This is a genomic window from Paraburkholderia translucens (assembly GCF_020881035.1).
In the GTDB taxonomy this organism is placed as follows: Bacteria; Pseudomonadota; Gammaproteobacteria; order Burkholderiales; family Burkholderiaceae; genus Paraburkholderia; species Paraburkholderia translucens.
Genome location: NZ_JAJITC010000006.1, coordinates 244155 through 268106 on the forward strand (window position 1 = coordinate 244155; position 23952 = coordinate 268106).

Annotated in this window: 17 protein-coding genes and 1 pseudogene; 8 read left to right on the forward strand and 10 right to left on the reverse strand. The window is 61.8% G+C overall.

Annotated features, from left to right (window positions below):
* Positions 1-39: 39 nt before the first annotated feature.
* Together LJ655_RS13385 and LJ655_RS13390 are read right to left on the reverse strand one after the other, a co-directional pair.
* A complete protein-coding gene (locus LJ655_RS13385; protein WP_230561719.1) occupies positions 40-885 on the reverse strand; it encodes an AraC family transcriptional regulator in 846 nt (281 codons plus the stop codon).
* 156 nt (positions 886-1041) lie between these two features.
* The gene (locus tag LJ655_RS13390; protein WP_230561720.1) at positions 1042-2682 is read right to left on the reverse strand and encodes an MFS transporter; all 1641 of its coding nucleotides are present in this window, start codon (positions 2680-2682) and stop codon (positions 1042-1044) included.
* Between the two features lie 253 nt (positions 2683-2935).
* On the opposite strand from LJ655_RS13390, the gene LJ655_RS13395 reads away from it, so the two are divergent.
* The gene (locus LJ655_RS13395; RefSeq protein WP_230561721.1) at positions 2936-4177 is read left to right on the forward strand and encodes a cystathionine gamma-synthase family protein; all 1242 of its coding nucleotides are present in this window, start codon (positions 2936-2938) and stop codon (positions 4175-4177) included.
* Positions 4178-4240: 63 nt separating this feature from the next.
* Here LJ655_RS13395 and LJ655_RS13400 read toward each other — a convergent pair whose 3' ends face one another.
* Positions 4241-4609, reverse strand: a complete 369-nt coding sequence (locus LJ655_RS13400) for an NUDIX hydrolase (protein ID WP_230561722.1) — start codon at positions 4607-4609, stop codon at positions 4241-4243.
* 304 nt (positions 4610-4913) lie between these two features.
* Between LJ655_RS13400 and LJ655_RS13405 the strand changes: the two genes are divergently transcribed.
* The 4 genes from LJ655_RS13405 (at position 4914) to LJ655_RS13420 (ending at position 10564) form a co-directional block, all read left to right on the forward strand.
* Positions 4914-5825, forward strand: coding sequence for a CHAD domain-containing protein (locus tag LJ655_RS13405; protein WP_230561723.1), 912 nt, complete (start codon positions 4914-4916; stop codon positions 5823-5825).
* Between the two features lie 212 nt (positions 5826-6037).
* A complete protein-coding gene (locus LJ655_RS13410; protein WP_230561724.1) occupies positions 6038-8017 on the forward strand; it encodes an alkaline phosphatase family protein in 1980 nt (659 codons plus the stop codon).
* 228 nt (positions 8018-8245) lie between these two features.
* Positions 8246-9439 carry a TIGR03118 family protein gene (locus tag LJ655_RS13415; protein WP_230561725.1) on the forward strand — a complete coding sequence of 398 codons (1194 nt, stop codon included), beginning with the start codon at positions 8246-8248 and terminating at the stop codon, positions 9437-9439.
* Between the two features lie 129 nt (positions 9440-9568).
* Positions 9569-10564 (forward strand): aldo/keto reductase, encoded by a 996-nt coding sequence (locus tag LJ655_RS13420; RefSeq protein WP_230561726.1) that lies wholly within the window; start codon positions 9569-9571, stop codon positions 10562-10564.
* Between the two features lie 124 nt (positions 10565-10688).
* Here LJ655_RS13420 and adhP read toward each other — a convergent pair whose 3' ends face one another.
* Positions 10689-11714 (reverse strand): alcohol dehydrogenase AdhP, encoded by a 1026-nt coding sequence (adhP, locus tag LJ655_RS13425; protein ID WP_230561727.1) that lies wholly within the window; start codon positions 11712-11714, stop codon positions 10689-10691.
* Between the two features lie 479 nt (positions 11715-12193).
* Here adhP and LJ655_RS13430 point away from each other — a divergent pair, with 479 nt between their 5' ends.
* Positions 12194-12679, forward strand: coding sequence for a universal stress protein (locus tag LJ655_RS13430; RefSeq protein ID WP_230561728.1), 486 nt, complete (start codon positions 12194-12196; stop codon positions 12677-12679).
* 145 nt (positions 12680-12824) lie between these two features.
* On the opposite strand, the gene LJ655_RS13435 is transcribed toward LJ655_RS13430, so the two are convergent.
* Positions 12825-15272 (reverse strand): two-partner secretion domain-containing protein, encoded by a 2448-nt coding sequence (locus LJ655_RS13435; protein ID WP_230561729.1) that lies wholly within the window; start codon positions 15270-15272, stop codon positions 12825-12827.
* A 279-nt stretch (positions 15273-15551) separates the two neighbouring features.
* The gene (locus tag LJ655_RS13440) at positions 15552-16769 is read right to left on the reverse strand and encodes an FAD-dependent monooxygenase (protein ID WP_230561730.1); all 1218 of its coding nucleotides are present in this window, start codon (positions 16767-16769) and stop codon (positions 15552-15554) included.
* Between the two features lie 172 nt (positions 16770-16941).
* Here LJ655_RS13440 and LJ655_RS13445 point away from each other — a divergent pair, with 172 nt between their 5' ends.
* Positions 16942-17886: a LysR family transcriptional regulator gene (locus LJ655_RS13445; RefSeq protein ID WP_230561731.1), complete on the forward strand. Its 945-nt coding sequence runs from the start codon at positions 16942-16944 to the stop codon at positions 17884-17886.
* Positions 17887-18314: 428 nt separating this feature from the next.
* The gene (locus LJ655_RS13450) at positions 18315-19316 is read left to right on the forward strand and encodes a DMT family transporter (protein WP_230561912.1); all 1002 of its coding nucleotides are present in this window, start codon (positions 18315-18317) and stop codon (positions 19314-19316) included.
* Between the two features lie 33 nt (positions 19317-19349).
* Here LJ655_RS13450 and LJ655_RS13455 read toward each other — a convergent pair whose 3' ends face one another.
* From LJ655_RS13455 to LJ655_RS13470, 4 genes and pseudogenes are all read right to left on the reverse strand, one after another.
* Positions 19350-20417, reverse strand: coding sequence for a rhodanese-like domain-containing protein (locus LJ655_RS13455; RefSeq protein WP_230561732.1), 1068 nt, complete (start codon positions 20415-20417; stop codon positions 19350-19352).
* Between the two features lie 58 nt (positions 20418-20475).
* A complete protein-coding gene (locus LJ655_RS13460; protein WP_230561733.1) occupies positions 20476-21132 on the reverse strand; it encodes a peroxiredoxin in 657 nt (218 codons plus the stop codon).
* A gap of 308 nt (positions 21133-21440) precedes the next feature.
* Positions 21441-22037, reverse strand: a pseudogene (locus LJ655_RS13465) (UTP--glucose-1-phosphate uridylyltransferase); the annotation flags it as partial.
* Between the two features lie 177 nt (positions 22038-22214).
* The gene (locus LJ655_RS13470; RefSeq protein ID WP_230561734.1) at positions 22215-23420 is read right to left on the reverse strand and encodes an MFS transporter; all 1206 of its coding nucleotides are present in this window, start codon (positions 23418-23420) and stop codon (positions 22215-22217) included.
* Positions 23421-23952 lie beyond the last annotated feature (532 nt).

The following is a 23952-nucleotide window of genomic DNA, read 5'->3' on the forward strand; positions in this document are numbered from 1 at the left end:
CTCCTCGTTGAGCCGCTCATGATCGATGACGCGGCGCGATCAGTCTGGAACGTTTGTGCACATCTGCCGGTAGGCCGCCGGCGTCATCCGGTACGCGCGACGAAACCAGCGGCCGAGATGGCTCTGGTCGGCGAACCCGACTTCCGCGGCGACCTGCGCGGGTGTATGGCCAGACGCGAGCAGGCGCCGCGCGGCGCGCAGGCGCAAGCGCACCAGGTACGCGTGCGGCGACGCGCCGAACGCGCGCTGGAACAGGCGCGTCAGCCGGAAGCGGTCGATGCCGGCGGCCTCCGCGAGTTCGTCGAGCCCGAGGTTGCCGTCCATACGCGCGTGCAACAGATCGCGCACCCGCGCGATCGCGGGCGACGCAACGGGACCGCCGGTAGGCGGCGCGCCGCGCGGCTGGGCGCCAAGTTGCAGCAGCAATCGATCGAGCGACTGGTCGCGTGCGAGCCTGCCCTCGCCGCCGTGAATCGCGACAAAGGCCTCGCGGATCGCAGCGACGAGCGCGCGGTCATCGACGAGCGTACGGCAAAACGCCGCCTCGACGCCGGCCATCCCCGGCAGCTCGAGCCGGCGCGCCGCGTGCTCGACCCAGGCTTGCGGCAGATACAGCATCGCGTAGGTGAAGCCGTCCGCCTCAGGCGCGTGGCCGTCGTGCAGCGCGCCGGGCTCGATCAGGATGGCGCGGCCCGGCACGCTCGTGTGCAACGACCGATGGCACTGGAAGCGCTGCACGCCCTGCTCCGTGTAGCCGACCAACATGTCGTCGTGATCGTGCGGATCGTAGGCGTGGCCACTGAAATGCGCGCGCAGGCTTTCGATGCCGGTTTCGGCATCGCGGCGGGCGGTTAGCCAGTTGGTGGGATTGTGTGGGGTGGTCATGGGCGGGGCCGGCGGAAAACAGGTGATGCGGCCAACAGCTAGTGTACGGCAGCGCGGGAATCGGGGTAGCCGGGTTCAGAATGTGCGATCACGCGCACGAGCGGGCGATTCACATGGGGTGTTTCATCGGTATAACGCAGCGGTCGTTTTGATCGCTCACTCCGGGCGCGCTGGCGCCGGGCGTTTCAGGGGCTGAATGGTCGCCATCGCGAGACCCGCTCCAGCGAACGCGCACGCCGCGCAGACGAGCGCCACGGCGCGCAGCGAATCGGTGATCGCATCGGCTTGTGCGCGCGCGACGAGCGTCTCGCGCGGCGTGTCAGCGGCGCCCGCTGCCGTTTCGGCTTGCGTGACGGGCTCCAGCAAGCGCCCAGTCTGACGCGCCTCCTGCGGTATGCGCAGTTCGTCGAAACGCGCCGATAGCGCCGCGTGATGCGACCACACGAATACGATGCCGAGCACCGCAATGGCCAGCAGGCTCGCCACGCGTGCGACAGCGTTGTTGATGCCGGATGCCACGCCTGTGCGGTCGCTCGGCACCGCGCCCATCACGGTCGTCGTAAGCGGGGCGACGGTGATCGTCATGCCGAGCCCGAGCACGGCGAGCGCAGGGAAGAGTCCCGCCCAATAGCTACCTCGCGCGGACGGCAGAGTCAGCAACGTGAACCCGACTCCGGCGACGCCGGGCCCAACGGTCAGAAGCGCGCGCGAACCGAAGCGGCTAGTCAGGCCGCCGGTGAAGCGCGATAGCAAGCCGATGATGAAAGGCACGGGCAACAGCGCCGCACCCGCTTCGGTCGCGGTGTAGCCATGCGCGCGGATCAGCGTGAACGGCAGGAAGAAGAACGCGCCGCCAAGGCCGAAATAAAGCAGCAGCGTGACAAGGTTGGCGCCGACGAAGTCGCGCGAACGGAACAGGTCGAGCGGCACCATGGGGTTAGGACTGTTCGCTTCAATCAACACGAATGCGCCGAGCGTGAGCACGCCGGCGCCAATCGCACAAAAGACGAGCGGATGCGCGAAGCCGCGCGCCGATGCCTCGGTCAGGCCGAAAGTGAGTCCGGCGAGCCCCGCGGCCGCGCTCAGCGCGCCGGGCCAGTCGATCTGATCAGGCGCATCGAGCCTGTGGCTGTTGGGCACCGACGATATGGCCAGCGCGATCGTGAGCGCCGCGAGCGGGACGTTCAGGAAGAAGATCGCGCGCCACGACAACGCGTCGACAAGCCAGCCGCCCGCCACCGGCCCCACTGCCGACGTGATCGCACCGACGCCCGCCCAGGTGCCGATCGCCTGTCCGCGCGCTTCGTCGTCGAACACCGCGCCGATGATCGCGAGGCTGCTGGGCACGAGCAATGCCGCGCCGATGCCTTGAATCGCGCGCGCTGCGATCAGCGCAAATGCATTCGGTGCAAATCCGCACGCGACCGACGCCAGTGTGAAGAGCGCGATGCCCGCGATGAACACCGTGCGCCGGCCGAGCTTGTCGCCCATTGATCCGCCGACCAGCACGAGCGAGCCGAGAAAGAGCAAATACGCGTTGACGACCCACTGCATCGCCGCAACGCTCGCGCCGAGTTCGCTCTGAATGGACGGCAGCGCGACGTTGACGACGGAGCCATCGATGAACGCCATGCTCGAACCACTGATCGTCGCGGCGAGCGCGAGCCGCTTGCTGCGGCATGGGCGGTCGATCGTGGCGGGCTGCGCGCGGATGACGAGTTCGTCGCACGGGCTTGCCTGCGCGGCGAAGGGGCGCGCCGCCTTGCGCCTGCTATCGGGATGTTCCGGGTTGGCCAATTCCGCTCCCTTGCTGATCGATGATGACCACAGCCTGTGCGCGCCAGCGAGGCTAGTCAACCCTCGAACCGGTGGACGCTTCCTGGCCCGGACGGTTAGTTGCACCATGCGCAATGGCCGATTTCGCCGGGACGCCTGGGCATCGGCCAATCCCGGGTATCCGCGCCGCCGGGCTGGACGCCAAAGACTTCGCGGGCTGGCGGTTACAGGCGATAATTGGCTGAAAGTCATCGACCTGAAAGGCGGAGAAGGAATGGACAAGCAGGGTTTCACCACTGGTATCGTTCACGGCGACAGAATCGCGGGCACTGAGCACGGCGCCTTGCGTCAGTCAGTGCATACGTCCGTGCAATATGGTTTCGAGCGCGTCGAGGACCTGATCGGCGTGTTCCAGGGCACGAAGAAAGGCGGATTCAATTACGCACGGCAGGGCACTCCCACGACCGCCGCGCTCGAGCGCAAGCTCACCAGCCTCGAAGAAGGCGTCGGCACGGTCTGCTTCAGCACCGGCATGGCGGCCATCACCGCGACGTTCCTCACGCTCCTGCGCGCGGGCGATCATCTCGTGTCGAGCCGCTACGTGTTCGGCAACACCAACAGTCTGTTCGGCACCTTGCGGGCGCTCGGCATCGAAGTCACGACCGTCGATGCGTGCAATGCCGACGACGTGAAGAACGCAATCCGGCCGAATACGCGCATGGTGTTCGTCGAAACCATTGCGAATCCGGGCACGCAGATTCCCGACCTGCAAGGGATCGGTGAAGTATGCCGTGAGCGCGGCATCGCGTACGTCGTCGATAACACGATCACCTCGCCCGCCTTGTTCAAGCCCAAGGCGGTCGGCGCGAGCCTCGTCATCAACTCGTTGACGAAGACCATCGCGGGTCATGGCGCTGCACTCGGCGGCGCGGTGACGGATACGGGCCTGTTCGACTGGAGCGCATATCCGAATATCGCCGACGACTATCGGCGTTCGGCGGCGAAGGAACAGGGGCTTCTGCAGATCCGCAAGAAAGGCCTGCGCGACATGGGTGCGTCATTGTCGTCCGAGCAGGCGCACTCCATCTCGATGGGCGCGGAGACGCTCGCCTTGCGCATGAAGCAAAGCAGCGACAATGCGCTCGCCCTCGCACAGTTTCTCGAAGGGCACCAAGCGATCGGCAAGGTGTTCTATCCTGGCCTGAAGAGCCATCCGCAATACGAGGTTGCACAGGCGCTGTTCAAGGGTGCGTCGTGGCTGTTGTCGTTCGAATTGCTCAACGCGGATCGCATGATCGAAGTCGTCAACGCGCTCCAGCTACCGGTCAAGGCAACCGGTCTCGGCGACACGCGCACGCTGATCATTCCCGTCGCGCCGACGATCTTTTTCGAAGCCGGGCCGCAAACGCGCAAGGCAATGGGAATTTCCGACGGCATGCTGCGGCTGTCCGCGGGCATTGAGGATATCGACGACCTGATCGCGGATTTCGCGCAAGCGCTGAAGCTCGCGGCGTAGTTTTTCAGGCTTTGAAATTTCGAGCGAGGCTGGTTTGCTGGCCTCGCTCGACAGCCGACGGGGCTACTTTTTGCGCCGTTGACTCATGAGATTCACGATGTCGATCGTCGGCGTGCTGGTCGTCAGGCGGGGAATGTCGTCGAGATGAAACCATCGGCATCTGGATATCTCGTTGCTCGGGCGAGCTTTGGCGCGATTCGAGATCTCGCAGGCGAACACATGATGGTGCTTCTGTTTTCCACGGACGTTGAAGAGGTACTTGGCTGACTTCCCGGAGAGTCGCGTTTCTTCCTTGAGTTCGCGAAGTGCCGCATCGAGGAGATGCTCCCCGCGCTTGAGAATCCCACCGGGCAGCGTCCACTTCGACTGACTACGTGCGACCAGGAGAATTCGCTTACCTCTGCGACAGACTACGGTGGCGCGCTTCTTCAAATCGAACTCCCACTCCGTTCACAGGCAATTTCCGTGGCGCGCTCGATGCGCCAGCCTTTCGGGCAGTACCAGCACAGACATAGCTGGCTATCTTAATACACAAACGCGCGAAGTCGTCAATGTCGTGACGTCAGGAGAGCGTGGACGCAACACCGAAAAGACGCACTTCATCGAATTGTCACAATCCACGAGGATTTTCCGGCAGTGCTGCGACACCCTGCTGTTCACGCAATTGGCGAATATTGCGTGAAGGTTCGTGTGCTAAGGTCTGGGTAAAACATTACTTGTCCGACCCGAGGCTGAAATGGATATGGATGATGACTGGCGCTTGCCGCGGCCAATCGCTCTCTTCAAAATCGACCACCGGCCCCCGGGTTTATCACTTTTGAAGACGGGCTCTGTTGCAAGTACCTTCGCATCCCTGGTGACGCCGGTCGTAGCCGAGACAGTGCAAAAGGCCCGGGAACTCTCCGCGAACGGCGATGCTGAACATTTTCACCAGCTTCGCGTCGCGTTCAGAAAACTTCGAGCGCTGTATTGGGCGTATTCACCCTACCTTGAAAAAGAAGCAACGGCGCAAGCAATCGAAGGGTTCAAACATCTCGCGGCAGTGGCAGGCGGAACACGTGACTGGGATATCGCAGGCGACTTGCTGAAGAAAGCTCAGGATTCGGACGCCTCGGTCGAGATGCTCGTGACCGCCGCACGCGAGAAGCGCGCACAGGCGGTGATGCATAGCCAGACGATGATCAGGAGCGACGACGTCGAAGCGTTCCTCAACGACGTCTTGCTTCGCGCGCAAACCACGCTGCAGTCGCGTTGCGACGACCTTCCTATTCGGCCGTTCGCGAGAAGCCGCGTACTTCTTGCGCAGCGCGCGCTCCGAAAACGAAGCAGGCGTGCAACACGCGGCGAAGCCATTCACGAAGAAGATCTGCACGACGTTCGAAAGGCGGGCAAAAAGCTTCGGTACCTTCTCGAATTTTTTCAACCCATTATCAAAGGCGGACGCAGTCGCATCCTCAGGGAGTTGACGTCCGTGCAGAACGAGTTGGGCCAATTCAACGACATTGTGGCAAGCGCGAACCTTATCCGTAGCGCGTCGTTCGATGCGGTTCCGCCCGAGGTCGTGCAGAAATCGCTTCAATGGTTAGAAGAACAGAAATGCCTGCGAATGCGCGCAGCATCACGTCGAGTACGAGCCATTGCCAGTTGAGCGGGCGAGAGCTGGCGACTCGCTATCACTGGCCCTACGCAATTGAAAGATTGTCGTATCGGATTGTATGTTTCGTCATGTGACCGGCAAGAATTATTCTTATCAGCGCCTCGGAATCGTCATCGTGACGCTCTACGTTCCTTCCTTGTAACACGCGGTAAGCAATTGCGGAGGCACTCGTTCCGCTATGCGAACGAGCAAGGAAGTGAACCATGTCATTGGAGAGCGCCATGAGCCAGCGATCGAGATCGAGCCTTCACCTGCCGCCGATTCCAACCCTATGTGCTGCGATTGCACTGGCGTTTGGAACGACGTTCTATTGCGCTGTTGCAGACAGCCAGTCACAACCGCCAAAGGATCCCTCTTCGGCGACAGCGACGCCGATCCAGCACGTCATCATTATCGTTGGCGAGAACCGAACGTTCGATCACGTGTTCGGCGCCTATCAACCGCGAGGACACGAGACCGTCTCGAACCTGTTATCCAAAGGCATCATCAAGGCGGATGGCGCGCCCGGACCAAACTTTTGGCTCGCCGCGCAATACACGGCGAAGGCGAACAATCCGTCACGGTTCGAGCCGAGTCCCGGATCGAAGCAGCCCTACCCGGTATTGCCCGCGCCGAACACGGGCTCGGCACCGTCCGCTGCCAGCGATGCGAGCCCGCCCCCATTCGCGACACTCGCAGCCGCGCAGGCGGCCGAAGGCTCCGCTCTCGATCCGCGCGATCTTTTTCATTTGACAACAGGGGCAACGGGGCTCCCGAACGACGTGCCCGACACTCGTTTCGGGTCGAACCTCTACAACTTGCCTAACGGGCCTTATCAGATCTCGCGGGTCGGACCGAACTACGACCAGTATATGAATAGCCCCGTGCATCGCTTCTACCAGAATTGGCAGCAGGCCGACTGCAACATGAGTCATGCGACGTTCGATAATCCGAGCGGTTGCAAAATGGATCTGTTCGCATGGGTCGAGGTCACCGTAGGCGCCGGGTCGAACGGTAAGCCGCAACCGGCCAACTTCAACGATCAGTCGACCAACGAGGGCGCGACGGCCCTGGGGTTCTATAACGTCAACAGCGGCGACATGCGGTATTTCACGGCACTGGCGCGGCATTTCACCATCAGCGACAACTATCACCAGCCGGTAATGGGTGGTACGGGCGCGAATAGCATCATGATCGGTACGGCGGACGCGCTCTATTACACCGACGGCAACGGCAATGCGGCAACGCCGCCTCAAAACGAGATCGAGAACCCGCGGCCGCTGCGAGGCACCAACAACTGGTATACGCAGGACGGCTATTCGGGCGGCACATATAGCAATTGTTCCGACTCGAAACAACCCGGTGTGGGAGCAATTCGCCACTATCTAGGCACACTGCCATATCACCCCGATCCGAATTGTGCGGCCAATACGTACTATCTCCTGAACAATTACAACCCGGGCTACAACGGGGACGGCTCCGTCAATAAGAGTTCCTTCACCATTCCTCCCTCGCCCGTGCGCACAATCGCCGATACTCTGCTCGCAAGGGACATCTCATGGAAGTACTACGGCGAAGGGTGGACCACGTTCGCGGCCAATTCACCAACCAGCGTCTACTGCAATATCTGCAATCCGTTTCTGTACGAAACGGCAATCATGACCGATCCGGCGCTGGTCGCGGCGCATCTGCAGGACACGCCTAACCTGTATTCCGATATCGCAAACGGCACTTTGCCCGCGGTCTCTTTTGTGAAGCCCGGCGGCTTGCTCGATGGACACCCGGCGTCCTCGAAGTTCGGTCTTTACGAGGGCTTTGTCCGCAAGATCGTCGATTCCGTTCAGGCGAACCCTGCGCTATGGGCGTCGACCGCGATCTTCATTACGACCGACGAGGGAGGCGGCTACTATGATTCCGGCTATATTCAGCCGCTCGACTTCTTCGGCGATGGGCCGCGCATTCCGTTGATCGTCGTTTCACCGTATTCCCGCGGAGGTCACGTCGTACATGAATATTCGGATCACGTGTCGCTCCTCAAATTCATTGAACGCAACTGGTCGCTGGGACCGATTACCTCGCGCAGCCGCGACAATCTTCCCGATCCGGTTCAGCTGTCGTCCAATCCGTATGTGCCCGTCAACGCACCGGCGCTCGACGATCTCTTCAGCGCATTTCAGTTCCGATCGGAAAGTTCGAGGCGTTAGGCGATGCCGACTAAGCGCCTCATGATTCGAGATTCAACGCCGAAATCAGCCGTTCGCGCCTTCCAGCACGGTAGTCTTGCCGAAGTGCTTGGCGACCACGATCGGCTTACCGCGCACGAACTTGACGTATCGCACGACGGCGCCGCGAAATAAACTCTTCGACGCAGGAATAACCGCCGCACCCTCCGCGTTCAATGGGCATATCGGCTCTGAACAAGGAGTACGGCCATGAAGTCTCTCCTCGCTGGGTTCGGCGCCGTGACATCCGGCGCGGCAATCGCGATTCTCGCTTCGTGCGGCGGCGGTGGTGGCGATAGCGGCGGCGGTTCGAGCAATCCGAGCCCGCCCGCCGTGTCGTCGTTCAATGTGACGGCCCTCGTCTCGGATGGCGCAGTGGCCGCCGCGCACGCTGACGCGAACCTGAAAAACCCTTGGGGCGTCGTCTTCAATCCGCAAGGCTTCGTCTGGGTTGCGGACAACGGCACCAATGTCGCGACGCTCTATGACGGCAACGGTGTGCCCCAATCGCTGATCGTCACGATCCCTCCCGGCAGGAACGGTGCGGCATCGCCCACGGGCATCGTCTTCAACGGCACACAAAGCTTCACCGTCAAGAAAAACGGCAATTCCGGCACCGCTGCATTCATCTTCGCGGGCGAGGGCGGCACCATCACCGCATGGGCGCCCACCGTCGGGCCGACCAATGCGTTCGTCATGTACGACGACGGCGCGGGAGGCGCGGTGTACAAGGGTCTCGCGCTCGCCGCGATGAACGGCAACAACTTTCTTTACGCGACCGACTTCCATAACAACAAGATCGACGTCTTCGACACCACCTTTACCAAGGTTGCAATGCCGGGCGCTTTCAAAGACCCGGCGATTCCGGCCGGGTTCGCGCCATTCGGCATTCGGGCGATCGGCTCGAATCTGTTCGTCACCTACGCGATGCAGGACGCGGCGAAGCACGACGACGTCGCGGGCGCGGGACTCGGCATGGTGGATGTCTACGACACGGCGGGCAACCTGAAGCAACGCTTCGCGACCGGTGCCCCGCTAAACGCGCCTTGGGGCATAGCGCAGGCACCCGCTAACTTCGGCTCGATGAGCGGGGCGATACTGATCGCCAACTTCGGCGATGGCACGATCAATGCGCTCGACGCAGCGAGCGGTCATTCGATGGGACCGCTCACTGGAGCGAACGGCGCGACGATCGTCGAACCCGGCGTATGGGGCATCGCGTTCGGAAACGACCTCAGCAATCAGCCATCCAATACGCTGTTCTTCGCTGCGGGTCCGAATGCCGAAGCCGATGGTGTTTACGGAAGAATCGATCTGAATACGACGACGAGCGCCGGGACGAACCCCGGCTCGGGTTCGGGTTCTGGCACAAGCTCGGGCGGAGGAATGGGCATGGGCATGTAGCGCTGCTCGCAAAGCGGACATCTACGCACCTCCCGCTTGCTACACTACGTACAGAGGCCGCCGGCACTTGCGCGGGGCGCATTGAAGCGCCCGCGACGTAACTTTGCAAAAGAGAGGACAAGCAAGCACATGACGCTTTCGACGAGAAAATTTGGCCGTACCGGCTGGAACGTGTCGGAGATCGGTTTTGGGGCGTGGGCAATCGGCGGTGCGTGGGGCAGTGTCGCGGAAGACGACGCCAAGGCCGCGCTGAACGCCGCGCTCGATGGCGGCGTCACGTTCATTGACACGGCCGACGTCTACGGAGACGGTCGCTCGGAACGGATCATCCGGGACGTGCTGCGGCAACGAGGCGGCGAGCGTCCCATCGTCGCAACCAAGCTTGGGCGCCGACTCGATCCGCATGTGACCAGCGGTTACCTGAACAAGCGTGAGCTCGAAGGTTTCATCGACCGGAGTCGCTCGAACCTCGGTGTCGATACGCTCGACCTCGTTCAACTGCATTGCCCGCCGACGGAGGTTTATTACCGTCCCGAAGTGTTCGAGGCCATGGACGAATTCGTCGCCGACGGCAAGATCCGCTACTACGGCGTGTCGGTCGAAAAGGTGGAAGAGGCGCTAAAGGCGATCGAATTTCCGAACGTGGTTTCGGTGCAGATCATCTACAACATGTTCCGTCAACGTCCCGCCGATCTGTTCTTCAAAGAGGCGCAAAAGAAAGACGTGGCGGTCATCGCGCGCGTGCCTCTGGCGAGCGGCATGCTCACGGGCAAGATGTCCGCTGATTCGACTTTCGCGTCGGACGACCATCGCGCGTTCAATCGGCATGGCGAGGCGTTCGACGTCGGCGAGACGTTTTCCGGCGTGCCCTACGACATCGCGTTGAAAGCGGTCGACGAACTGCGCGCCCTCGTGCCGGCGGACGCCTCCATGGCGCAACTGGCGCTGCGCTGGATCCTGATGGAGGAGGCCGTCTCCGTCATCATCCCTGGCAGTAAAAACGCTGCCCAGTCGGCGTCAAACGCCTCGGCCGCAAACCTCGCGCCGCTGTCCGATGAGGTCATGCAACGCGTGCGGGAAATCTACCAGCGCCTTATAGCGCCTCACGTCCACCAGCGCTGGTAAAAAGGCCCGGGGTGAATCGACGGGCGCGTAACGGGTCATGCAGAGCTCGATCAAGCGCAGTCTGTCGGCATTTTTGCTCCGACACAGCGACCTGGCAAACGCGGGGGAGTTTAGTGACGCGAGGTCAATCGAACGTCAAAACCATTCTGCCGTTGACATTTCCATTGCGCAGGTCGGTGAAGACCGTGTTGATGTTGTCGAGCCGCTCGCGCTGGATATGGGCGCGCACCTTGCCTTCCGCGGCGAAGTCCAGCGACTCCTGCAAATCTCGCCGCGTTCCCACGATCGAACCGCGCACGGTGATGCCGTTCAGCACCGTCGAGAAGATAGGCAGAGGAAAATCGCCCGGCGGCAGGCCGTTAAGGGAAACTGTCCCACCGCGGCGCACCATGCCGAGGGCCTGCGCGAAGGCGCTGCGCGAGACCGCGGTGACGAGCACGCCGTGCGCGCCGCCAATTTCCTTCTGGATGATGGCGGCGGGATCGGCCTTGGACGCGTCGATAGCGAGATGCGCGCCGAGTTCGCGCGCGAGCGCGAGCTTGTCCTCGCTCACGTCGACAGCGACCACGTGAAGTCCCATCGCGATCGCATATTGCACAGCCACGTGGCCGAGACCGCCAATGCCTGAAATCGCCAGCCATTGCCCTGGCCGCGTATCGGTCACGCGGATACCTTTGTAGACCGTAACGCCCGCGCAGAGAATCGGCGCGATTTCGTCGAAGGCGATCTGCTGCGGCAGGTGTCCGACGTAGTTGGGATCGGCAAGCACGTATTCGGCATACGCGCCGTTTACGGAATAGCCGGTGTTCTGTTGCCTATGGCAAAGCGTTTCCCAGCCGCTCTGGCAATGTTCGCAGTAACCGCAAGCGGTATAGAGCCACGGCACGCCAACTCGGTCGCCTTCCTTGACGTTCGTGACGCCGCTGCCTGCCGCCGCGACGAAGCCCACACCTTCGTGGCCGGGGATGAATGGCAGCGTCGGCTTGACGGGCCAGTCGCCGTCGGCAGCGTGCAGGTCCGTGTGGCACACGCCGGACGCCTTGATACTGACCAGAATTTGTCCCGGCCCTGGCGTGGGTACGGGCACTTCTTCAATGCGAAGCGGTTCCCTAAAGGCATGCACGACGGCCGCTTTCATCGACTGAGCCATGAGAGAGTCTCCTTGGGCGTTGGCAGTGCTGCCAGTATTCGCGTCCTGGGGCAAAGCGACTTGACGTACATCAACGGAGGCGTCGAAAGCGTGAAACCAGCATCAGCACCCAATTTTCCTGGCTGTCCCAGCGAGCTGCCTAGGTTTTTGAATGGGGCTGCCCGGATTGGGTCTATGATGGAAGCACTAGCATGCGCAGGAGCATATCGTGCCCTCCCATCCATCTGCTGCGCCGACTGACAGACCTTCTCGCGACCCGGCGCATTCCCCGTCCAGGACGGGCGCCAAGACCGGCTCACGAGGGCCGGCAAAACCTGGCAAAGAAGAACTTCCCGACGCCGCCTCCGCGGAGCCTGTCCCTCACGAGCATCTGCCAGTCCGAAGCGACGACAACTGACTTCGCGCCGACACTACGAAGCGGAAGAACGGTTAGGGTTCGATCAAGGCATATTCCGGTCCGAACCGGACAGGAGCAGATCATGCAGAACGTCCTGGCAGGTTATGACGGGTCGCCTTCTGCGCGACAGGCGGTTGCTTTTGCAGTCGATCTCGCCAAACGTTTTGACGCGCGCCTCCATGTGCTCGTCGTGGCCCGCGCGCCGGATTGGGGCGCGATAGAACTGGAAAGACACGAACTGGTCCAGCACGAGTTGCGCCATGCCAACAAGGTCCTCGCCGACCTCAAGGCGACGCTCGCCGCCGATGGCGAACACCCCGACTTCGATCTCGTCGTAGGGCAGCCCGCGAAGGAAATCGTACTCTACGCAGAGCAGCATCAGATCGATCATCTTGTCGTTGGGCATCGCGGTCATACGCCGTTCGATCGCTGGCTGATCGGCTCGGTTGCCCGTCAGGTGCTCGCCTATGCACCATGCGCTGTCACAATCGTGCGCGATCCCGCGATGGTCAGAAAACGCCGCGCGAAGGCTGAGCACCAATCGACAGACGAAATTCCGTCTGTATGAACGCCGCAACCGGGCAGCGGAAAGAACGCAGTCCCTACCCTGTCCATCGACGCGACAGGTAACTGCAAGCAACCTATGAGTCTTGCCTCTCCACTCGCGGCGTGACGTTTCTGACGAGCTCGATGTGTTACGACCCGCTGCGCGGTCAGTGGCCCGGTTGCCAGCGCAGGATCGGGTGCGTCGCGCCGGCCGCAATGATCCACACGCCGGTTGGACTGATGTCCCACGAGGTGTCGAAGCTGGCCGGGTTGCTCATCTGCGCGGTGGTCAGGCCGTTCGACGCGGGCAACTGGGTGCCGTCTCCCGTGCTCACTGCCCGCGTCGTCGTCTCTTTGTCCCAGTAGACATTGTTTGCGATCGTCCCGTTGCCGACGGCAGCGATGCCGCCGTAAAACGTGGGCGTCCCCGGAGGCGGGCAACAATAGCCTCGGACCAGTCCCGTCGCAAACGACTGCTCGATCACGCCGGTGTTGGCATAGACGAGGCCGCCCGCGCTCAAGTCGCCGAACGCGGTGCCCGTCGCATAGGATTGCGACACGGTACCGGAGTTGACGCCAACCAGGCCGCCTGGCGAGCCGAATATATCCGTACTCACTACGCCGGTCGCGTACGACTGAGCGATCCGTCCGAGATTCGCGCCAACGAGCCCGCCTGCCTCTCCTGCGTCGCCTACGTTAGCGCTGCTCCATGAGCGCTCGATCAATCCGTCGTTGGTGCCCACCAGACCGCCGACTGGTGCATTCCCATAGTGGGGAGCCCCGCGGAAGCCAGTCGCGTACGCGTAAGTGATCAATCCCCGGTTACGGCCCGCAAGAATGCCGAGCGTGACAACAATGGGCTGGTTGTCGATGATGTCGTCGTAGAGGTCGTAGAGTGCGCTGTTCGTCATGCCGACATTGCGCACCACACCCGTCGTCCCGATCTCGCCGAACAGGCCGAGCGGCCGGCTACCCGGCGGCATGTAAGAGCCATTCTGGCCGAAACCGTCAATCACATGTCCCATTCCGTCGAACTGGCCGCTGAACGGAGTGGCGGCGCTGCCAAGCGAAAGGAACTCGACGCTGGGACCTGCGCCGGTGCCTGGATTCGAAGCCGTCGCGCTCGCATCGATATCCTTGCCAAGCGCGTAGTTGCCGGACAGATCCAGCGATACGTTCTGCAGATCGGTCAGCGAATTCACGAGCTTATAACCGGTCACTTGCGTGACCAGGCCACTGTAAGGGGCGCCGGTCCACGCGCTATTCGAGCGGATCGTTCCCGGGCTGTAGCTGCCGTTCATGTCGTACAGCGCGCTGACGGTGCCGGTACTACCCGACCAGTCGATCACGCCCTGGTTTGACACGCTGCTTGCGTTGTCGATGCTTGCGGCGTCGCCCCTCAAACTAAGATTGCCGCTGCCGGAGTTCCGGATCGTGGTCGCGGGTGCAATCGTCACATTGCGATAAGCCACGAGCGATAACGACGCCGAACCTTTCCACTCAAGACTGGATGCAACGGTCATATCGCCACTTGCGCCATTCGTGCCGGTCGCGCTTGCATCGATCGATGTGCCGACGTTCAGGCTACGCGCGAAGGCATGCGCCGTAGGGGTATCGACGGTGAAGTTCGGCGTCGACACATTCCAAAGCCCCGCTCGCACTCTTGCGCCGTGCGCCAACGTGAGCGAGTCGGCGAGCGTATCGACGGTGCCGCCGCTACCATCGGCATTCGTTGCTTCTATCGTCCCTCGTTGCGTGACGTGACCTGTGTCGGCAACCAGCCAGATGTGACCGTCACGCATCGCCGTGCCGGTCGCGCGGATGCGCGAGCCGCCGCCGGCGAGCGCATAGATGTTGCCGTCGGCCGCTTCGAGATTGATCTGCGCGGCCTGCGTGGCGCCGCGATCGAGCACCTGGCCCTTACTGCCGATCTGCACGAACACCTGCCTGTTGCTCGAAGACTCGTACAACACGACCTGCTGCCCAACGACGTATTCTGCCGTGCCGTTCGGTGCACTGATCGAACCGGCGTTTACCGCGGCATCGTGCGCGATGAGAAAGACGTCGCCGCCGCTGGAACTGATCTTGCCGAGATTCGCCACCTTGCCGCCCGACGTGCCGGAAAGCGTGAGCGTGCCGCCGTTCACGAAGGCGGTATCGGGCAGATCGAGCGTCGAGGCGACGAAGCGACCGCCGGTGCTGATGACGCCGCTGCGGCCCACCACAATGCCTTGCGGGTTGATCAGATACACACCGCCCGTTGCTTTGAGGCTGCCAAGAATCGCCGATGGCGAGAAGCCCGTCACGCGACTGAGCGTCGCGCCCGAACCGTTGTCGAACATGACGCTGTTGCACTTGCCGATCGAGAAGCTATTCCAGTCGATTACACCGCGACTTGAGCCGGGCTGAGTGACGGTGAGCACGTTGCCCTGGTTGGCGATGGTTCCCGTGCCGGCCACGTAGTGCCCGCCTTGCGGGAGGACGCCACCGGCATACACTGCGTGTGCCAGTGACAGTCCGGTCAGAGAGAGAACGATGAGAGGCGCGATACCTTGAGACGGTTGCCGGCGATGCCGTGCGCGTAGTATCGGATAACTTAATGACGGAGGTTCCATATATCCCCCTTGCGCAGAGGGTGGATGCCACCGGCCCCGCAGTCCGACCGGAGTCACGCGAACCGTGGCGTATTCACAATCAGAATAATAGTTACCGTGACTGCTTCATGCCAGCCGATGTCATGCTGGAAAAGGGCCGCCATGAGTAGGAAGCGAAATGCTTGCAAGAACGGTGGAGCCTCGCTTCCTCAATGCGTTCAAATAGACGCTTTCGTCATCGCGAGCGCCTCGCGTAAGAGCGCGGCGGACCGCACGCGTATCGCCGACTCACAGGAAGGCTCAAAGCCACGTGCCGCCCTGCCGTTCGCTCGGTTCCTGCGCAAGCGCGTCGAAATCGTGAATCCAGTCGAGGTGATGCAGCATGCTGTCGCGAGCACCGAGCCGCGCGTGGCGTTCCTGCGCGGCCGGACCGTCCGGCAAATGCAGCACGTCCGCGGCGGATATCGACGCGTACTGCACCTTGCGCGTGCGGCCTCGCCGCAGACGCTCGTAGGCTTCCTGCGCCTCCCGCCAATTGCCCGGGCCGGCCGTGGCCAGTTGTGCGGCCAGCACCACCGCATCCTCGATCGACTGGTTGGCGCCCTGGCCGTGATGCGGCACGAGCGCATGTGCGGCATCGCCGATCAGCGTCACGCGCCCCTTGCTCCAGCGGCCGAGCGGAGGACGGTGGAACAGACCCCAGCGCTGACTGATCGGCACGGCCGTGATCATCTGCACGACGGCCGGATGCCAGTCCTTGAACAGGCGCAGTTGCTCGCCTTCGCTTGACGGCATGACCCAGTCGCGTGACGGCCACGGCGAAGGATGACGCTCGACCAGCAGGAAGTTCTGATCGCCCTTGTCGCCGATCGGGTAGTGCAGCAGATGGCCGCCGGGCCCGACCCAGAACTGGATCGTCTCCGGATCAGGCAGCAGGTCCATGCGCCCGGCCGGTACGACGCCACGAAAACCCGAGCAACCTGAATAGAGCACGTCGTCATAGCCGAGCATCCAGCGTCGCGTGGTCGAGCGTGCGCCGTCGGCACCGATCACGAGATCGGCATCGACGCGCTGACCGTTGTCGAACGCGAGACTCACGCGATCCGGGTGCTGCACGAGATCAACCAGCCGATGGCTGAGCTCGATGCGCTCGAGACCGACCGCCTTCGACAGCACCGCCTGCAGATCGGCGCGATGTACGCCCCAGTACGAACCGCCGAACTGCTCGCGATAGCTCGGCATGCCGCGATGATGGCCAATGACGGCGCCGCTGCGTCCGTCACGATAGATAAGCCCGGGTACTTCAGCGCACACGTTTTCAAACGCGGAACGCAGTCCCATGCGCTCGTAAAAGCGCGTCGCGTTCGCCGACAGCGCGACGGCCGCGCCCACCTCGCGCAGTTCTTCGGTCTGTTCGTAAAGCTGCGCATCGATGCCATGTTCGCGCAGTGCCAGCGCCAGCGTCAGGCCGCCGATGCCGGCGCCGACGATCGCGATTCTCAGATCCAGCATACTCATGATTGTGTCTCCGAAATGCAGGTTCATTGGTTCGGGTCGCGGAGGCGCGTGCGCAGCGCGTCGCATGCGAATACCGTGTCGGTATTTTCAGCACTGGACCTTCATTGCTCAATAAGATGAAATGAATCTCCATCATCACTGAATCGAATGACCAAAAGGTCAAGCCAATGTCATGGAACTGAACGATCTCGACCTCAATCTGCTGCTGCTCTTCCAGCGGCTGATGCAGGAGCGTCGCGTGGCAAGCGTCGCCGAGCAGATGAACATGAGTCAGCCGGGCGTCAGCAATGCACTCGCGAAGCTACGCCGCCGGCTGGGCGATCCGCTGTTCGTGCGCGCGCCGGGCGGGGTCGTTCCGACGCCGTTCGCGCTGCGTCTCGCGGAGCCGGTCTCGCAGGCGCTCGCCACCTTGCACGCCGCGCTCAATCCGGTGACGGGTTTCGATCCGCTGCGTGCGATGCGAACGATGACGATCGGTATGACCGATATCGGCGAAGTCGTGTTTCTGCCCGCACTGATCGAACGACTGTCGCGCATCGCGCCCGGTGTTGCCCTGAATACGGTCCGCAATACGAGCGTCAATCTCAGCAACGAGATGGCCGGCGGCCGCGTCGATCTGGCAATCGGTTTGCTGCCGCAGTTAAAGGGTGGTTTCTATCAACGGCGTCTGTTCGATCAGCGTTACGTCTGTCTGTTCAGACGCGGCCATCCGCTCGAAGACGCGGTGTTGACGCTTCCCGCTTGGCGTGGGGCCGAACATCTGGTGGTCGTGTCGGCCGGCACCGGCCACGGTCAGGTGGATGAATGGCTCAAGCGGCGCGGCGTGCGGCGTCAGGTGCGACTGACGGTGCCGCACTTCATGAGCGTGGGCTACATCCTGCAACGCACCGATCTGATCGCCACGGTGCCGGAGCGCCTCGCTCTCGAATTGGCCGCGCCGTTCTCGCTCAGCATGCGCGCGTTGCCGATGACGTTGCCCGCCGCACCGATCCATTTGCTGTGGCACGAGCGGGTGCAGCACGACGAAGGCAATCGCTGGCTGCGCGAAGTGGTGATCGATCTGTTTGCGGACACGGTAACGAGTGGTCGGCGGCCGAAAAACGCGCGGAAGAAATAGTCCCTGCTCCCGACAATACGTTCAGTTAGCCGACCGGGTACTACCGCCGCGCAACACCTGAGCCACCGACTCGCAGGGCTGAACGGCAGGCAGGCACCCGGGCGAACGGAATTGGCGCAGAATGAATGAACCCACGGGTGCCTGCGCCGCAGGTGTGAAGGTGCGCACCACTCGCCAGCGCATGGTCGGAAGATCGCCCGACACAGTGGTGCGGACATAGCAGCCGGCGTAACGTCCGGTCGCCCGTGGCATTCCCTTTCGATGGCCGATGGGTGTCAGTGAATGCGCCCTGACATTACATTTGCATGTGCGTATAATTTCGCAAAGCCTTCATGCAGTATCACTGAAAAGCACAAAAGCGATACGGCAATAAAAGGGCACTCGTGTGGACTGCCCACACAGTGCACAAAGACAACATCACTCGAAATATGCCCGTGTCTTCAGCAACAATCGGATTGCGCGATTCCGCGCGATTTTTCACCCAACCGAAAGCGCTCGTCATCGTAGCCACGGTATGCTGCCTGCTCTGGGGTAGTTCGTACCCGGCAATCAAAATTGGCTACACTCTGCTCGGAATCACGCAAAACGATATTCCTTCAAAGCTGATCTTCGCAGGCTACCGGTTCGTACTCGCGGGACTCTTGCTGTTGATACTCGCTGTCTTGTCGAAAAAGCCTGTTTTCGATTTGAATCGCCGCAACAGCGGTCAACTGATGTTGCTGGGCTTTTCGCAAACGGCTATTCAGTACTTATTCTTCTATGTCGGTCTCGCCTACACGAGCGGCGTTCGCGGTTCGATCCTGAACTCGACCACGACCTTCTTCAGCGTGCTGCTTGCCCATTTCATCTATAAGAACGACAAAGTTTCGCCTCGCAAGGCGCTTGGGTGCCTGCTGGGATTCGTCGGGGTCATGGTCGTGAATTTCGGCGACGGCCTGTTCGAATTTTCGTTCACCTTGCTCGGCGAAGGCTTTATCGTGATTGCCGCGTTCGCGCTCTCTGCCGCGTCGATTTACGGAAAGCGCATTTCGCAGAGCATGGACGTCATGGTCATGACGGGTTATCAACTTGGGTTTGGCGGCGCCGTTCTGCTTGCAGCCGGTTACGCCACCGGCGGTTCGCTGCACGCCTTCACGCTCGGATCGATGGGCTTGCTCGCCTATCTGGCATTGCTGTCCGCAGTGGCATTTACGTTGTGGAGTCTTCTGCTGAAATATAACCAGGTTGGCAAAGTCACCGTTTTCAATTTTCTGGTGCCGGTGTTCGGCACCGTGCTCTCGGCCATATGTCTGAATGAGAACATCATGGAATTGAAGAATCTCGTCGCGCTGATGTTCGTTTGCGCGGGGATCTGGCTGGTTACGCGCTCGGCGCAGAGCAATGCCGCTTATTCGAATGCGGGCGCCGTATTGGGTCGTGGCCGAGGCTGAATTCGCGGGCCGTTTCAGATAGGGTCGATTCCCTCAAACACTATCCGACGCCACCGGCAATCCCTCCGTCCTCCACCGCAGCATCCCGCCGGCAAGGTTCGCGACCTTGCCGAATCCTGCCTTGGTCAGCAATACGCTCGCCTGCGCGGAGCGCACGCCGGAGCGGCACACAGCGACCACCGGCCGCTCGCGATCCAGTTCCTCGAGCCGCCCTGTCAATTGCGACAGGGGCACCAGTTTGGCGCCCGGAAGATGACCCAAACGATCGATGAATTCGGGCGCCTCCCGCACATCGACGATCTGAAACGCCGCGCCATGTTCGAGCAGCGCCATCGGCTCGATTTCCCATACGCCGCTAAAGCGCAAGGTCAATGGCGCCCAATCCGGCGTTTCCGTCGCCACTTCGGCGCCGCTTTCCGGCTGCCCGCAACGCAGGTTCGCGGGCACCGCCACCGCCATCAGCTTCGGATGCGGCAAATTCAGGTTATTCATATGCCCGGTGAAATCGCCGATGTCGACGTCGCCGCCCAGGCGCGGATTGAAGCGCCGCTCTTCGGCCACGCTCGTCACCGTGATGCCACGATAGTCGTGCGCGGGATAAAGCAGACAGTGCTCCGGCAGCGACAAAATCTGCTCGCGCACGGACACGAACAACTGCTGCGGACTGCCTTGCTGGAAATCGGTGCGGCCACAGCCACGAATCAGCAGGCTGTCGCCGGTGAAGGCCATGCTTTGATCGTCGAGCACGTAGGTCAGGCAGCCGTTCGTGTGACCAGGTGTGGCGCGCACGGTCAGATGACGCGTGCCGAAGTCGATCCGATCGCCGTGCCGCAATGGCCGCGTCACACCTTCCGCTTCGACGACCGCGGCAAGCGCGATTTCGCTGCCGCAACGCTGACGCATGCGCCATGCGCCGGTCACGTGATCGGCGTGCACGTGGGTATCGAGCGTGGTCAGCAGCCACAGGCCAAGCTCGCGCAGCAGCGCCTGATCACGCGGCACCTGCTCGTAGACGGGGTCGATCAGCAGCGCCTCGCCATTGTCGCCAAGCAGGTACGTGTAGGTCGACGAAACCGGATCGAACAGTTGGCGAAAAATCATCTTCATCCCTTAGGAACCAAAGGCACGACGGCCCGGTAGCGGCCGCCGTGCCCCGATTTTAGCCCGGCTGCTTGGTGGTGCGCAGATACGGTTTGATCGTCTTGAAGCCCGGGAACACCTGTTCCGCCTCTTCGTTGCTGACAGCGGACGTGATGATCACGTCTTCGCCCTGCTTCCAGTTGACCGGCGTCGCGACCCTGTGTTTCGCGGTGAGCTGAATCGAATCGAGCACGCGCAGGATCTCGTCGAAGTTGCGCCCAGTACTCATCGGGTAGGTCAGCGTCAGCTTGATCTTCTTGTCGGGCCCGATGATGAAGACCGAGCGCACGGTCGCATTGGTCGCGGCGGTGCGGCCCTCACTGGTGTCGCCGGCATCGGCCGGCAGCATGTTGTACAGCTTGGCGACCGCGAGATCGGTGTCGCCGATCATCGGGTACTTGACGGCGGCGCCCTGCGTTTCCTCGATGTCCGCGGCCCATTTTTCGTGGTCTTCGACCGGATCGACCGACAGCCCGATCAGCTTGGCGTTGCGCTTGGTGAACTCCGGCTCGATCTTCGCCATATAGCCCAGTTCGGTCGTGCAAACTGGCGTGAAGTCTTTCGGGTGAGAAAACAGGACCGCCCATTGGTCGCCGATCCAGTCGTGGAAATCGATGGTGCCTTGCGTGGTTCGCGCGGTGAAGTTAGGCGCGACGTCATTGATACGGAGTGACATATTGCCTTCCTGACAAGTCGTGGTTAAGCGGAAGACCCGAGCGAGGCCTGTCTGCAACGCTCCAACACGGGCCGCGAAACTCTCGGGGATTGAAAATCACCAATACAGTGAGACTTTAAATATAGCGCGTTACGCGCGAACCCATATTGACACCCGTCGGAATCGCTCCGGGCTCTCCATCGCCACACTCGGACAACCGCTTCGGGGACAAGCGTTGACCGGCAAATCATGGGGATTCAGCGCGAAGGCGTGTGTTCGATAGCGTACGAATTTACCGGACCCTGATCCGGTCAGAGCGTTCGCTCCGGCTAACGCGCCTTCCGTGACGCACCCGTCCCGCCATCCACACGCTTACGCAACCACGCATCGAATGCATCGTGCACTTCGTTATGTTGCAAAGCAAAATCGACGGTTGCCTGGAGATAACCGAGTTTCGTCCCGCAGTCATACCGCCTGCCGATGAACTCATAGGCGAGCACCTGCTCGCTTCCGAGCATCGAGTGAATGGCGGGGGTCAGTTGAATCTCGCCATTTGCGTCGGGCCGCACCGCGCGCAAATGTTCGAACACCGCAGGCATCAGCACATAGCGCCCCGCGACGCCGAATGACGACGGCGCCTGTTCCGGCGCTGGCTTTTCGACGATGCTCGACACGTTGATCACATGCTCGTCCCAATGCCGTCCGCCAATCACGCCGTGCGAGCACGCCCCCTCCGCGCCGAATTCTTCGACCGCGATTACCGACGAGTCGTAATGGCTGAAGATGTGCACCATCTGTTCGAGAACAGGCGGCTGACCTTCGAGCAGGTCGTCGGCGAGAACGACCGCGAAAGGTTCTTCGCCAATCAGCTTTTGTGCGCACAAAACCGCGTGACCGAGACCGAGCGGCTCGGCCTGGCGGACATAGCGGTACTGAAGCGCGTGCAACAAACGTGACTTCTGTCCGCCCGAAAACATCTGCTGAATCGTCGACATGATGGCACGGTTTGCCGGCGGGGTGCAGGTGTCGGAGGTCGCCGGGGGCGTAGCCACAATCCGCGTGCGTGAGGCGGCAACTGATCGGCCACGCCCCGACCTCGCGCCTCAGCGCGCTTCGCCGGCGGCAGGTGTCGGGTAGAACAGAAGCAGCACGACGGTCGCGACACTGAAGACCGCACCCGCGTAAAACGTAGTGGCTGCGCCCAAACGTTCCCACAACTGCCCCGCGATGACGCTCGCAGCCAACGTCACGATGCCGCTCAGCAGATTGAAGAAGCCGAACCCGGTGCCGCGCAGATGTGGTGGCGCAGTGTGTGCAACCATCGTCGCTAACAGGCCCTGGGTCAAGCCCATGTGCAGTCCCCAAAGCGCGACTCCCACCATTACGATGCTCCAGTGGGTGCCGTGCGCGAGAACGACGTCGGCGGCGATCAACACGACCAGACCTGCTACCAATAGCCGCGAATGGCTCATGGTGTCCGCGAGCTTGCCGAACGGATAAGCGGACACTGCATAGACGACATTCATGACGACCATGACGAGCGGCACCAGGGCAATCGGTACGCCGCTTCCCATGGCACGCAGAACCAGAAATGCCTCGCTGAACCGCGCCAGCGAAAAAACGGCGCCGATTCCGACCACCCACCAGTACTTCAGATCGAGGTCTCTGAGGCTCGCCCAGCGCACAGGATTGCTCCTCTCGGCGTGACGCTCATGCACGGGCTCCTTGACACCAACTGTCAACAAGCCAACGGCGAGCAGCCCTGGAACGACCGCCATCCAGAAGGCAAGCCGGAAGTTGTCTGCCCCCATCTGCATGATGAGAACCGCCAGCAGCGGTCCGAGGAACGCCCCCACTGTGTCGAGCGCCTGGCGTAGCCCGAAGGCCGCACCGCGCAAGTGCTGCGGGGTAATATCCGCGACCAGCGCGTCGCGCGGCGCACCCCGGATACCCTTGCCTATCCGGTCCATGATGCGCGCCATCACCACGATTCCGAGCGTCGGCGCAATGGCAAATAGCGGCTTGCTCAGTGCACCCAGAGAGTACCCCGCTACAGCCAGCCATTTACGGTTGCCCAGATAGTCACTGAGCGTGCCCGAAAATACTTTGACGATGGGCGCGGTGGCCTCCGCGATACCCTCGATGAGGCCGATCGCGCCAGCGCTCGCGCCAAGGGTCGTCAGCAGAAACATCGGCAACAGGCTGTGAATGATTTCGGATGAGATGTCCATGAATAGACTGACCCAACCGAGGACCCACACGCTACGCGGAATCTGCCGGACAACACTGACTTGCGGTTCGCTTTGCATTCGATATGACTGTCATGCGTTGTCAGTTGTAGTCGATCGTAGTTTGCGCGAATACCGATGTCATGTCACGTAACCGTATCGATCTCCGCAAACTTGAGAACGCCAGTCAGCGTCGAGGGAGTGGGCTCTTTGCCCGAGGGCGTCGTTGGGATCACTGCGTTCGATGCGGAACATCGTCAGGAAAAGGATACGGTGCGTGTGGACCCGGCCATTCTGCCGCGGGCGGCCCGCTCAACGCCTCGCAACCACCGAGGCCAAAGAGAACCATTCCTGCCAGCAACACGGTCGCAACCGCGCGCAGCATCGCTCGAGTGTCCATATCGCACCTCCTGGCACGCCACTCTCCTCCGCTTGGACCTTCGATCGCTACACAGGTTGCGCTGCCACGGTCTTCAAACCAGAGACGGATAGTGAAATCACGAATATCAACGCGGCTGTGCAGCCGGCGATCGTGACCGTGAGCGCGGTTCGGATAGTTGTATTTCCGAACATGCCTCTGCCTCGCCTGCAGAAGCGAAAATGCGGCCGCGGA